The 12,855-nt window shown below is 62.5% G+C and carries 12 protein-coding genes; 9 read left to right on the forward strand and 3 right to left on the reverse strand.

Going from position 1 to position 12,855, the window contains the following annotated elements:
• Positions 1 to 327: 327 nt before the first annotated feature.
• Both frc and PAQ31011_RS14580 read left to right on the forward strand, forming a co-directional pair.
• The gene (gene frc, locus PAQ31011_RS14575) at positions 328 to 1,575 is read left to right on the forward strand and encodes a formyl-CoA transferase (protein ID WP_150576530.1); all 1,248 of its coding nucleotides are present in this window, start codon (positions 328 to 330) and stop codon (positions 1,573 to 1,575) included.
• 141 nt (positions 1,576 to 1,716) lie between these two features.
• Complete coding sequence (locus tag PAQ31011_RS14580) at positions 1,717 to 2,490, forward strand: fumarylacetoacetate hydrolase family protein (protein ID WP_150576531.1); 774 nt, start codon at positions 1,717 to 1,719, stop codon at positions 2,488 to 2,490.
• A gap of 126 nt (positions 2,491 to 2,616) precedes the next feature.
• Here the strand turns inward: PAQ31011_RS14580 and PAQ31011_RS14585 are convergent, their stop codons facing one another.
• Positions 2,617 to 3,573 (reverse strand): LysR family transcriptional regulator, encoded by a 957-nt coding sequence (locus tag PAQ31011_RS14585; protein WP_150576532.1) that lies wholly within the window; start codon positions 3,571 to 3,573, stop codon positions 2,617 to 2,619.
• A gap of 207 nt (positions 3,574 to 3,780) precedes the next feature.
• On the opposite strand from PAQ31011_RS14585, the gene PAQ31011_RS14590 reads away from it, so the two are divergent.
• The 6 genes from PAQ31011_RS14590 to PAQ31011_RS14615 all read left to right on the forward strand — a co-directional run bounded on the left by PAQ31011_RS14590 (position 3,781) and on the right by PAQ31011_RS14615 (position 10,136).
• Complete coding sequence (locus PAQ31011_RS14590) at positions 3,781 to 4,155, forward strand: HAD family hydrolase (RefSeq protein ID WP_150576533.1); 375 nt, start codon at positions 3,781 to 3,783, stop codon at positions 4,153 to 4,155.
• A 42-nt stretch (positions 4,156 to 4,197) separates the two neighbouring features.
• Positions 4,198 to 5,328 (forward strand): Re/Si-specific NAD(P)(+) transhydrogenase subunit alpha, encoded by a 1,131-nt coding sequence (locus PAQ31011_RS14595; protein WP_150576534.1) that lies wholly within the window; start codon positions 4,198 to 4,200, stop codon positions 5,326 to 5,328.
• A gap of 14 nt (positions 5,329 to 5,342) precedes the next feature.
• Positions 5,343 to 5,684, forward strand: a complete 342-nt coding sequence (locus PAQ31011_RS14600) for an NAD(P) transhydrogenase subunit alpha part 2 (RefSeq protein ID WP_039399633.1) — start codon at positions 5,343 to 5,345, stop codon at positions 5,682 to 5,684.
• Between the two features lies 1 nt (position 5,685).
• Positions 5,686 to 7,125 (forward strand): NAD(P)(+) transhydrogenase (Re/Si-specific) subunit beta, encoded by a 1,440-nt coding sequence (locus PAQ31011_RS14605; protein WP_150576535.1) that lies wholly within the window; start codon positions 5,686 to 5,688, stop codon positions 7,123 to 7,125.
• Between the two features lie 89 nt (positions 7,126 to 7,214).
• Positions 7,215 to 8,165: a LysR family transcriptional regulator gene (locus tag PAQ31011_RS14610; RefSeq protein WP_150576536.1), complete on the forward strand. Its 951-nt coding sequence runs from the start codon at positions 7,215 to 7,217 to the stop codon at positions 8,163 to 8,165.
• Between the two features lie 714 nt (positions 8,166 to 8,879).
• Positions 8,880 to 10,136: an MFS transporter gene (locus tag PAQ31011_RS14615; RefSeq protein ID WP_150576537.1), complete on the forward strand. Its 1,257-nt coding sequence runs from the start codon at positions 8,880 to 8,882 to the stop codon at positions 10,134 to 10,136.
• A gap of 76 nt (positions 10,137 to 10,212) precedes the next feature.
• Here the strand turns inward: PAQ31011_RS14615 and PAQ31011_RS14620 are convergent, their stop codons facing one another.
• Positions 10,213 to 10,971 carry a 2-keto-4-pentenoate hydratase gene (locus PAQ31011_RS14620; RefSeq protein WP_150576538.1) on the reverse strand — a complete coding sequence of 253 codons (759 nt, stop codon included), beginning with the start codon at positions 10,969 to 10,971 and terminating at the stop codon, positions 10,213 to 10,215.
• 309 nt (positions 10,972 to 11,280) lie between these two features.
• On the opposite strand from PAQ31011_RS14620, the gene PAQ31011_RS14625 reads away from it, so the two are divergent.
• The gene (locus PAQ31011_RS14625; protein WP_150576539.1) at positions 11,281 to 12,000 is read left to right on the forward strand and encodes a GntR family transcriptional regulator; all 720 of its coding nucleotides are present in this window, start codon (positions 11,281 to 11,283) and stop codon (positions 11,998 to 12,000) included.
• Between the two features lie 51 nt (positions 12,001 to 12,051).
• Here PAQ31011_RS14625 and PAQ31011_RS14630 read toward each other — a convergent pair whose 3' ends face one another.
• Positions 12,052 to 12,726, reverse strand: coding sequence for a GntR family transcriptional regulator (locus tag PAQ31011_RS14630; protein WP_150576540.1), 675 nt, complete (start codon positions 12,724 to 12,726; stop codon positions 12,052 to 12,054).
• Between the last annotated feature and the right edge of the window lie 129 nt (positions 12,727 to 12,855).

Here is a 12,855-nt window from a genome sequence, read left to right on the forward strand (position 1 = left end):
CACATGCCTGTAAACCCGTATTACGCCGCGAGATATCGGGCAATGTTGCGATGCGGAGTCCCTTTATTGATAGGGATCTGAGCGATTTTGACGACGAAATGCCGCGACACAGCAAATCGCATCGGCAACAAAAAGCCGTTGATAAAATATCGTGTATGAAATACCGTATATCACAAGATTCGATCGACGAATGGAATGGCGCCCGAAGAGGCGACAGCCGTCGTCAGATCCGGTGAGACCCACGTGTGAGGCTGCTTTCAGAACGGCTATCGGGGGACTCTCGCGCACCCATTACATAAACGCCGTCGCATCAGGAGGAGACAAACCATGGGAAAGGCACTCGAAGGTGTGCGCATTCTCGACTTCACGCATGTGCAGTCCGGGCCAACGTGTACGCAATTGCTGGCCTGGTTCGGCGCAGACGTCATCAAGATCGAGCGCGCGGGGCACGGTGATGTGACGCGCGATCAGCTGCGCGACATTCCTGACGCGGACAGCCTCTACTTCACGATGCTCAACAGCAACAAGCGTTCGATCACGCTCGATACGAAGCATCCGGAAGGCAAGGCGGTGCTTGAGCGCATGATTCGCGACTGCGACGTGCTCGTGGAGAACTTCGCACCCGGTGCGCTCGATCGCATGGGCTTCACCTGGGAGCACATTCACTCGCTGAACCCGCGCATGATCGTGGCCTCTGTGAAGGGCTTCGGCCCCGGTCCGTATCAGGACTGCAAGGTCTACGAGAACGTGGCGCAGTGCGTGGGCGGCGCAGCCTCCACCACCGGTTTCGACGACGGCCCGCCCATGGTGACGGGCGCGCAGATCGGCGACTCCGGCACGGGCCTGCATCTGGCGCTGGGCATTGTGACGGCGCTGTATCAGCGCACCATGACCGGACAGGGCCAGCGCGTGCTGGCCGCCATGCAGGACGGCGTGCTGAACCTCTGCCGCGTGAAGCTGCGCGACCAGCAGCGCCTTGAGCGCGCGCGTGTCATGGAAGAGTATCCGCAGTTCCCGAACGGTCAGTTCGGCGATGCGGTGCCGCGCGCCGGCAATGCCTCGGGCGGCGGTCAGCCGGGCTGGATTCTCAAATGCCAGGGCTGGGAGACGGATCCGAACGCGTACATCTACTTCATCACGCAGGCACCCGTGTGGGGCTCGATCTGCAAGGTGATCGGCAAGCCCGAGTGGGTCGAGCATCCGGAGTACGCAACGCCGCGTGCGCGTCTGCCGCGTCTGCGCGAGATCTTCGACACCGTCGAGCAATGGACGATGACGAAGACCAAGTTCGAGGTCATGGGCATTCTTAACGAGTACGACATTCCGTGCGGACCGATCCTGTCGATGAAGGAAATCGCCGAAGACATGTCGCTGCGCGAGACCGGCACCATCGTCGAAGTCGACCACCCGAAGCGCGGCAAGTACCTCACCGTCGGCAACCCGATCAAGCTCTCCGACAGCCCCACGCACGTGGAGCGTTCGCCGCTGCTGGGCGAGCACACGGACGACGTGCTCGGCGAATTCGGCTACAGCCTGCAACAGATCGCGGCGCTGCGCGAAGTCGGCGCGGTCTGACGAATGTGAACGGGCGCACTCCATGTAGAGCGCGCCCCAGTGTCTGCAAGAGGCAGATGTGAATGACTTCAAGACATCGAGTCCGGCGTGCACATGGCGAACGTTGCCGTGCCGCCGGGCCGCTACAGGAATGGCAAACGCATGAAGCTCTGGACCCGTTTCAAGACCTCACATGGCCGCATCGGCTTCGGCCTGCTGCAGGGCGATCAGATTCTCGAACATCGCGGCGATCTCTACGATCAGCCGGTCGCCACGGGCGCGACGATTGCGCGCGACGCGGTCGATCTGCTGTGCCCGTGCGAGCCCTCGAAAATCGTGGCGCTCTGGAACAACTATCACGCGCTCGGCGCGAAGCTCGGCAAGGCCGCGCCCTCGCATCCGCTCTTCCTCATCAAGCCTGCGACCACGCTCAACGGTCCCGACGCGGTGATTCGTCGTCCGGCCTCGTATGCCGGGAAGATCGTGTTCGAGGGCGAGCTGGGCATCGTCATCGGCAAGGCGGCGAGCAACGTCAGCGAGGAAGCCGCGCGCGACTACATCCTCGGCTACACGCTGGTCAACGACGTGACGGCCGCTGAAATCATCGAGCAGGACGGCAACTTCGCGCAGTGGACACGCGCCAAGGGCTTCGACACCTTCGGCTGCCTCGGTCCGTTCATCGCCGAGGAGTTCGACTGGCGCGAGGCAGAGCTGATCACGACGCTCGACGGCACGGAGCGCCAGCGCTACCCGCTCGCCGACATGATCTTCAATCCGTGGCAACTCGTCGCACGTCTGTCGCAGGACATGACGCTGCTGCCGGGGGATGTGATCGCGGTGGGCACTTCGATTGGCGTCGGCTCGATGAAAGAGGGCGCGCTGGTGGAAGTGAGCATCGACGGACTGGGCACGCTGGCCAACCGCATGGGCGGCTGATCGGCAAGACGCAAGCGATTTCACGGTGGTCGGCCGGGGTGGCAATGGCCTGAGCCGATCGCCCTTTTTCATTCGGCAGATCTTCGCGATCTGCCAGGGCAGGAGAGCAGTGAAGGCGTGGGTGGCTTATTTCGTGCCGCTGCCGGATGGCGGCGGCACCGTGCTTTTGTAGGCCATCATGCCGTCGATGAGCGCAGCGCCTTCCGAGAGCAGGAACTGGCGGAAGGCGAGTGCGACGGGCGGTAGCCGTTTGCTGCGGCGATGCACGACGTACCAGCTTTGCCATGCCGGAAAGCCCTGTACGTCGAGCACCGTCAACTGTCCCGTCTGTAACTCCATGCCGACGGTGTGCGCGGACAGGAAGCTGATCCCCATGCCCGCAATCACCGCCTGCTTGATGGTTTCCGTGCTGGAAATTTCCATCGCAATTTTCAGTTGCTGCGTGCGATGACCGAAAGCGTCCTGTAGGGAATTCCAGGTATCGGAGCCGCGCTCGCGACTGATGAACGGTTCTTGCGTCAGTCGTGAAAACGGAATCTGTTTCTGACCGGCCAGCGCATGACCGGGCGGGGCCACGATGATGTAAGGGTGCGGTGCGAAGGCTTCGTTGATCGTGTCGATCTCGTGAGGCGGACGCACCATCACCGCCAGATCGGTCAGGTTTTCGGTCAACTGATGCAGCAGTTCCTCGCGGTTATGCACCGTGAGGTTGAGCGTGACGCCGGGATAGCGCACGGTGAACGCGGCCAGCAGCCGTGGGAAGAAGTAGTCGCCCGCGCTGATGACGGCCACGTTGAGCTTGCCGCCGGTAATGCCCTTGAGGTGGTCCATCGCCTCTTCGGTTTCGCGAAAGAGGGCGATGATCGCGCGGCTGTAATGCAGCATCTCCGCGCCCGCGGGCGTCAGGAAAATCTTCTTGCCCAGTTGCTCGAAGAGCGGCAGTCCGGCGTGTGTCTCAAGTTGCTTGACCTGGGTCGAGACGGCCGGTTGTGTGAGGTGAAGTTCTTCGGCGGCGCGCGAAAAGCTCAGATGGCGCGCTACGGCTTCGAAGACTTTCAGCTGACGGAGTGTGGCGTGTTTCATGTTTTATCGATGTGCATGATGCGCTCCGGGAAGTATAAGTAATCGTTGATGGTTTGCATAATTAACTTTAACTGTATTTTATATGTCGGGCTGCGTAATCTGCAATGGCAGCCCGCATGAAGGCGGTGTGACAGCAAAGCGTTGGAGGACGCGTCACGCCAGAGAAGCACGCGGGTTTGGACGATCACTATTTTGGGAGACGCCATCATGTCGGTCATCGAATCGCATATCAAACCCGCCGCTCTGGCACCGGTTGCCAACGCTCATCTGCATGCGTTCAACAACGCATTCGTCGAACTGGGTCTGGACTGGTATTGGGATAACCACACCTACACCCGTTTGCTGCACACCACCGGCAATCAGGATTTGCCGCTGGCGTATCTCGAGGGCGTTTCGGCGCAAGCGTTGCGCATGGCCGAGCTGGTGATGATCGGGGCCTACCTCGACGGACATCAGCCGCACCTGCTGCGCGCTTACGAGCCGGAATTCCTGTGCGATCTGATTCATTGCACCAAGGTGCGTTGCTTCGAAGCGGCCAACGAAGGTCGTTCGATGCAAGCGCCGAGAGCCGTTGCGGCCTGAGTTTCACAACACGACAGGGGCTCAGACCCCGAGACAATAACTATGCATATTGGCATTCCAAAGGAGACGGTCGACGGCGAATCCCGCGTCGCGGCCACACCGGAAACGGTGAAGAAGCTGGTGAGCGCAGGACATCGCGTCACCGTGGAGCAGAGCGCAGGCGAGGCGGCGAGCGTACCGGATGCGGCGTATGTCGCAGCGGGCGCATCGACCGTGAGCGCTGCCGAGGCGTTCGGTGCCGAGATGGTGCTGAAGGTCCGTGCGCCGTCGGTGGCCGAGATCGCGCAGATGCGTCGCGGTGCAGTGGTCGTCGGCATGCTCAATCCGTTCGATGCCGAGAACAATGCGCGTATGGCGGCAGCCGGCATCATCGGCTTCGCGCTCGAAGCTGCGCCGCGCACCACGCGTGCGCAAAGCATGGATGTACTGTCCTCGCAAGCGAACATCGCCGGTTACAAGGCCGTGATGCTCGCCGCGAACCTCTATCAACGCTTCATGCCGATGCTGATGACGGCTGCCGGTACGGTGAAAGCCGCGCGTCTGGTCGTGCTCGGTGCTGGCGTTGCGGGCTTGCAAGCCATTGCGACGGCCAAGCGTCTGGGCGCGGTGATCGAGGCGTCGGACGTGCGTCCGGCCGTGCGTGAGCAGATCGAATCGCTCGGCGCAAAGTTCATCGACGTGCCGTTCGAGACCGACGAAGAACGCGAGATCGCCAAGGGCGTGGGCGGTTACGCACGTCCGATGCCTGCTGCATGGCTCGCCCGTCAGGCACAGCTGGTGCACACGCGCCTGACCCAAGCCGACATCGTCATCTCCACCGCTCTGATCCCGGGCCGTGCTGCGCCGACGCTGATCAGCGAAGACACCGTCAAGGCCATGAAACCGGGCTCGGTGATCATCGATCTGGCCGCCGGACGCGGTGCCAACGGTGGCGGCAACTGCCCGCTGTCGGTGGCTGACGAAGTGGTCAAAGTCCACGGCGTGACCATCGCTGGCTACACCAACCTCGCCGGTATGGTGGCCGCGGACGCTTCCGCGCTTTATGCCCGTAACGTGCTCGACTTCCTGAAGCTCGTGATCGACAAGGAAGGTCAGTTCGTCATCGATACCAACGACGACATCGTTGCCGCGTGCCTCATGTGCCGCGACGGTCAAGTCCTGCGTGCGGCATAAGGGGAGGCTCTGCCATGGAATTGATTAATCACACGGTGATCAACCTGATCATCTTCGTGCTGGCGGTGTACGTCGGCTATCACGTGGTGTGGAACGTCACACCGGCACTGCACACGCCGCTCATGGCGGTGACCAACGCGATCTCGGCCATCGTGATCGTGGGCGCGATGCTCGCCGCCGGTCTCACCGAAGGCAACCTCGGCAAGACGATGGGTGTCGTGGCGGTGGCGCTCGCAGCGGTGAACGTGTTCGGGGGCTTCCTCGTCACGCAGCGCATGCTGGAGATGTTCAAGAAAAAGGATAAGGCCCCTGCTAAAGCGGCCAATGACGAATCGGCAGCAAAGGGAGCGCACTGACATGAGCATGAATCTTGTGACGCTGTTGTATCTGGTTGCGTCGATCTGTTTCATTCAGGCGCTCAAGGGCTTGTCGAACCCGCGCATGGCGCGTCGCGGCAATGCCTTCGGCATGATCGGCATGACGATTGCGGCTGTGACGACCGTGGCGCTGATCTTCGAGTTGCGCAAGCTCTCGGGTGGCAACTTCTCCGGTCTGGGGCTGATCCTCGCGGGTCTCGTCGTCGGTGGCGGTATCGGTGCCTATGTCGCTCGTAAGGTCGAGATGACGAAGATGCCGGAACTCGTGGCCGCGATGCACTCGCTGATCGGTCTCGCAGCCGTATGTATCGCTGTCGCCGCTGTGGCTGAACCGGCCGCCTTCGGTATCGTCGCGGCGGGCGAGGCACTGCCGCCGGGCAACCGCATCGAACTGTTCATCGGCACGTTCGTTGGCGCGATCACGTTCTCGGGTTCGGTCATCGCTTTCGGCAAGCTTTCCGGCAAGTACAAGTTCCGTCTGTTCCAGGGCGCGCCGGTCGTGTTCAAGGGCCAGCACTTCGTGAACCTGGCGCTCGCGATTGCGATGCTCGGCTTCGGCATTGCGTTCTTCACCACGCTGAGCTGGACGCCGTTCGTCATCATGACCGCCATCGCCTTCGTGCTCGGCGTGCTCATCATCATCCCGATTGGCGGCGCAGACATGCCGGTCGTGGTCTCGATGCTGAACTCGTACTCGGGCTGGGCGGCAGCGGGCATCGGCTTCTCGCTGAACAACCCGATGCTGATCATCGCCGGTTCGCTGGTCGGCTCGTCCGGCGCGATTCTGTCGTACATCATGTGCAAGGCGATGAATCGCTCGTTCTTCAACGTGATTCTCGGCGGTTTCGGTGCAACCCCGGCAGCAGGTGCCGCAGCGGGCGAACAGCAACAGCGCCCGGTGAAGTCCGGCTCGCCCGACGACGCAGCGTTCCTCATGAGCAACGCCGAATCGCTGGTGATCGTGCCGGGTTACGGTCTGGCCGTGGCACGTGCACAGCATGCCCTCAAGGAATTGACGGACAAGCTGATCGAGAAGGGCGTGAGCGTGCGCTACGCGATTCACCCGGTCGCAGGCCGTATGCCCGGTCACATGAACGTGTTGCTCGCCGAAGCCGAAGTGCCGTACGACCAGGTGCTGGAGATGGACGAAATCAACGGCGAATTCGGTCAGACGGACGTGGTGCTGGTGCTGGGTGCGAACGACGTGGTGAACCCGGCCGCGAAGAACGATCCGCAATCGCCGATTGCCGGCATGCCGATCATCGAGGCTTACAAGGCCAAGACGATCATCGTCAACAAGCGTTCGATGGCGGCAGGCTACGCCGGGCTGGATAACGATCTCTTCTATCTCGACAAGACCATGATGGTCTTCGGCGACGCGAAGAAGGTGATCGAGGAAATGGTCAAGGCAGCGGCCTGATCGAAGCACGTACGGGGGCGCGCCGCCGTGGGCGGCGCGCCTGAGTCATTTGTGGCTCGTTCGAACACTTACTGGCAGGGCACAAGCACATGAACGTATCGCTGAGACAACTCAAGGTCTTCATGGTCGTGGCGCGCAGCAAGAACTTCAGCCGCGCGGGCGCCGAGATCGGCCTGACACAACCGGCCATCAGCCGCTGCATCAACGAACTCGAAGGACAACTCGGCCTGCGCCTCGTCGACCGCACGACGCGAGAGGTCGCGTTGACCGACGCGGGCGTCACGCTCGCCGGCAACCTCGATCGCGTGCTGGACGAACTTGAAATTGCGTTGCTCCAGACCCACGGCGCGGAGGCACGCACCACGGGCCGCGTACGCATTGGCGCAGCACCGACCATCTCCGCGACGCTCATGCCACGGGTGTTGCTCGCTTCGCAGGCGACCTATCCGGATATCGCGCTCGCACTCGTCGACCAGATGCAGCGCGCAGTGCTCGACAGCGTGCGCGCGGGCGATGTGGACTTCGGCATCGTGGTGGCCCCGCAAGGTGCCGACGATCTGACGACCGAGCATCTGATGAGCGAGCCGTTCTGTCTCGTGTGCCGCAACGATCACCCGTTGGCGTCGCAAGGCGCTGTGCACTGGTCGGAGCTGTCGGGCGAAAACCTCGTGCTGCTCAATCAAAGTTCGGGCAGCCGTCCGCTGATCGACCGTGCACTCACCACGCAGAAAGTGCAGGGGACCATCACGCAGGAGCTGGGGCATGTCAGCACGATCTTCCGCATGGTGCAGGAAGGGCTGGGCGTGAGCGTGCTGCCGCCGCTGGCGCTGCCGCTGCCAGAGAATTCCACGCTTGCCGTGCGTCCGCTGCTGCCGGCCTTCGAGCGCAACATCGTGCTCGTGCGTCGCAAGAACCGCTCGCTCTCGCCCGTCGCGCATACGGTGTGGGAGTTGATTCATCGCGTGGTGCGCGAGCGTAACAAAGGATTTGCGCTCACGCCGGAGCAGATCAGTGCTGCTTCGACGCTTGCTGCGCAATGATTCTCTGATCTGAATCAACCACTTGCGTCCTCTCATCAAGGACTTGTCCACAGACTTGAACACAAAATCTGTGGATAAATCGGCGGTGCCTGCCCGTCTTTTGCCTGCGGGTGCCGCCGCCTGATCGTCTGCGTCGAAATCTCCATACCGATCAAGTGCTTGGCACATTGTCTCCGTTCGTTGTCCACAGCCTTGTGAACAAAAACGGTGGATAAGTTGTGCGCGGTCGTGCACGCGCCGACCCGTGGCGCGCGTTGCCCAACGCATGCAAGCCGTAGTCTTCTCACGACGTGGGAGGTCGCCTTGTCAGCGCAGCCTCGTCCGCCGACAGTAGCGGAGTCGCCTGCCCGAACGTCACCGCAATGCCATCGACGCGTGTTCCACTGACCACGAGGCATTCACTGGATCGGTGAACGAAGCATCCGGGCGTTGATTTCCCCTGCTGGCTGCCGCCCGCATACTTGACCGGTGTGGCGCGGCGGCCAGCTTTTTTCGCCGTTGCATTGACGGCGTGCACAAGCACCCATTGAGCGGGATTCCAGACGACGTTGCCGAAAGTGCACTGTGATGTCACACAGAGTGCGTTAGAATTCTCAACATCGATTGCGAGATCCGCAACACTGGATGCTCCGGACGCTCGTCCACCGCATCAAAACGTTCATTACGACCCGGCAGTGTTCTCTGCCCAGTCACTTCCGCACTTCTTCAATTCCCATGACTTCTGAAATCGCGAAGCCGCGCACGGGCTTTTGGCCTGCGCGCGCGGCAACGATGGCATTGCTGTTTTGCAGCGGATTCCTGTATGCGACGTGGGGCGTGCATGTGCCCACCGTCAAGGCGATGTTCGACCTGAACGACGCGAGCCTGTCGGTGGCGATGTTCGCCGTGGCGGGCGGTGCCATCGTCACGATGTCCCGCATGGCCCGCTGGGTCGGGCGCGCCGGTAGCCAGCGCGCAAGCCTGCATTCGGGTATTGCGCTGGCGCTCACGAGCGCGTTCATCCTGTCGATGCCCAGCTACTGGGGCCTCGTGGGCTGGCTGGCGCTTTACGGCGCGGCGAATGCGACCTACGACGTCGCCGTCAATGCGCAGGCCGCAACGCTCGAAGCGCGTTATCGCAAGCCGATCATGGCGTCGCTGCACGGTTGCTTCAGCCTCGGTGGCATGTCCGGTGCGCTCGTGGGCGGGGCATGGCTCGCGCATCATGGCTCGCCGCAGTGGCATATAGGACTGGCGGCGCTCGGCTGCGCGGTGGTGATCGTCGTCGGCGCGCGCTTCATGCAGCGGGACATGCTGCCGGGCGAAGCCCCGGTGACGCAGGCGGATGCGGGGGCGGGGGAGGTGGCGCACAAGCACACGCCGCCGCCCGCGCTGGACGACGTGTCGCGTCGCAAGCTGCATCGCAAACTGACGGGCTTCGGCATCCTCGCGTTCCTCGGTCTGGTGGTAGAGGGGGCGATGTACGACTGGACCGCCGTGTACATGCGTGAAGTGGTCTTGGCGCAAGGCGCGTGGATCGGCGCAGGCTATGCAGCGTTTTCCGTCGGCATGGCGGCGGGTCGCTTCGGTGGCGATCCCGTGCGTGCCCGCATGGGCGGCGCGCGTTTGCTGCGCGTGAGCAGTTTGCTATGTGTCGGCGGCGTGTTGCTTGCGTTGTTCTGGCGTGAACCGGCGGCCGTGGTGGCGGGCTTTGCGCTCGCAGGTCTCGGTTTGTCGAACGTGATGCCGGTGATGTTTGCGGCGTCGGGCGAAGTGGCGCGTGGTGCCGGGATGGCGAGCGCTGAAGCGATTGCCGTCATGGCGAAGCTCGCTTATCTGGGGCTGCTGATCGGCCCGGTGCTGATCGGTGCCATCGCGCATGGCATCAGCCTGCCGTTCGCGCTGGGGGCCGGGCTGCTGTGCATTGTGCCCATCGCATTGCTCGCACCGAAGATGCTCGACGGTGTGGACGGACGCACCGCGCGGCACTGAGTTAAGCGCCCCGCATCGCTTATTCAGGCGGGGCAGGCGCGTCGCGAAGGGTCACGCCTCGGACGCGCCGTCTGCCTTACTTCAACGTCACGGCGACTTCGCCGACGCCGTCGATCACGCCGCGCAGCTCACCCGGACCGGTAGCGGGGATCATGCCGACGTACGAGCCGCAGGTCACGATCGCGCCCGCGCGCATGGTGATGCCGCGCTTGCCGTTGTGATTGACGAGCCACGTGAGGAGCGTGCGCGGGTCGCCGCCGGTGTTGAAGACCTTGGCGGGCGTGATGTCGCGACCGTCGAGCGAGAACACCGCCTTCGGGCGCGAGTAATCGAAACGCGCGTCGTAACCGCGACCGCTGCCGATCACGAGCGCGCCGTTGTTCTGCAGATCGGCCAGCGCAAAGCGGCTGTCGAGCCCTTTCTCCGCGAAACGGCTGTCGGTGATTTCGATGGTGGCGAGCATGTCGTCCACAAACATCATGGCTTCGCGTTCTTCATAGCGTCCCGGCTTGATGTCGCGCGACAGACGGAAGGCGATTTCCAGTTCGAGACCCGGGCGGAAAAAGTCGTTCAGTGCCAGTGCACCGCCGGCGTTGCTGACGACCGATGCGGGAATCGGCGCGCAGTTCGGCAGGTCCGTCGGGGTTTTGGCGCCCACTTTCCATGCCGCAATCGTGTCGCCGAGCAGATCGAGCGTACGCAGTTGCACCGCATAAGCGGTGTTGGCGTCGACCGGCATCAGCGCCGGGGCCGGCGAGTGGATGGGCGTGTCGCCACGACGCGTGTCGGCGAGCAGGCGAGCCAGCGACTCGATGGCGGGTTGGGTCTCGAACATCTTGCAAATCTCCTGAGGGAAGGGCGCTGCGTCAGCTGCTTGCCGACGGCAGTTATCCACATCGTATCCAAAATCCAGGCGATGTTGCGGTGCGGCGCAAACATGTCGCGTACTCAGTGAAAACACCACATAACGTAGTCAAAACTGCATCGATCTGCGAGAATCGGACTTCGTAATATTTCGTAATATTTCATCGCAAACCGAAATATTTCGTGTGGCGAGGCTTCGGTCGGGTTTGCCGTCGTCCGCGAAGGTGCTTTGCAGGCAGTCGCTGTCTTTCTTCCTAAAACGAATGACCAGGGCAAGCTTATGCACTCCGTGACCTTGAACGCCGTACGCGACCACACCGTCCATCCGCCAGATGCCGGCGGGAGTCAGCCGATCAGCCGTCAGGCGCTGCATCTGGCGGTCATGGACCGGCTGCGCAGAATGATTACCGAGGGCATGTTGCCGCCTGGCTCGCATCTGAACGAACGTGCACTGTGCGAGCAACTGGGGGTGTCGCGTACGCCGCTGCGCGAGGCGCTGAAGATGCTCGCGGTCGAGCGTCTGATCGATCTGCTGCCGAATCGCGGGGCACGTGTAGTGACGTTGTCCGCGAGCGATATTTCCGATGCCTTCGAACTCCTGAGCGGTCTCGAAGCGCTGGCCGGTGAGCTGGCGTGCCAGCGCATCACGCAAGCCGAGATCGACGAGATTCAGGAGTTGCACAGTGCGATGGACGCCTGCCACGCCAACGGCGATCTGTCGGGTTACTTCGACTGCAATCGACGCATTCACGACCGCATCAACGCCGCGGCGCGCAATCCGGCCCTGACGCAGATGTATCAGTCGGTCAATCACCGACTTCAGGCGCTGCGTTTTCGCTCCAACCTGCACGCAGGGAAATGGGATCGCGCCATCGAGGAGCACGTTGAGATGCTGCACGCCTTGCGTCAGCGCGACGGTGCCACGCTCGGCCGATTGCTGCGTGCGCATCTGATGGCGAAGTGCGCGGCGGTGCTTGCCAATAAGCGCGTGGCGGCCTGACGAAGGTCCGGCACGCGCTGCCTGCGGGCGATCACGTCGCCATCAAACGGCTCAAGCGGCGCGACTCATGCTCACGAGCCCTTCGTTGAGCATGGCGGCGACGTAAGCATCCGTCTTGCTGCGCAAGTGCGCTTCCATCAAAGTGCGCAGCCGCTTGCCATCGCGCCGGCGCAGCAACGCCAGCATCTCCGCATGTTCGTCCACGGCCTGACGCCACCGCTCGGGTGTCGGCGTCAGACGTTCCCGCACATGGCGCAAGCGCGCATTGAGATTGTGGAAGTACTCGGCCAGCGGTCCGTTGTCCGCCATGCGCAGAATGCTGAGGTGGATCTGCTGGTTGAGCGCAAAGTAGGCTGCGTGATCGGTGCGTGCGTATGCCGACTCCATCTCGTTCTGTAGCCGGGCGAGTTCGTCGAGGTCAGCCTCCGAAGCTTTCTCGCACGCCTGCTCTCCCGAGAGTCCCTCCAGCACCGCCATCACCGCCAGCAGATTCACGACTTCATCGACGCTCACCCGCGCCACGCGCGCCCGACGTGTCTCCGAGATTTCCACCAGCCCTTCGTTGGCCAGCCGTTTGAGCGCCTCGCGTAGCGGCGTGCGCGACACGGCGAGTTCGTCGCACAGCGCGCGCTCCGACAGCGGCGCGCCGGGGCGCAGGTCGCCACGCACGATGCGCGCCTTGAGGGCGTCATAAGCGGCGGCGTTCAGCGAAGCAGGGTTGCTCATGTGCGGGATGTCGAAATTGGAATGCCAATTTTGATGGGCGTGACCGAATGCGTCAATCGGCAATCGCTCTTTTTTCAACGTTAACCCTGATTTTTTCGATTGATGCTTGTCAATTAGATACGTCTGCTT

It is taken from the genome of Pandoraea aquatica (assembly GCF_902459565.1).
GTDB classification, from domain to species: domain Bacteria; phylum Pseudomonadota; class Gammaproteobacteria; order Burkholderiales; family Burkholderiaceae; genus Pandoraea; species Pandoraea aquatica.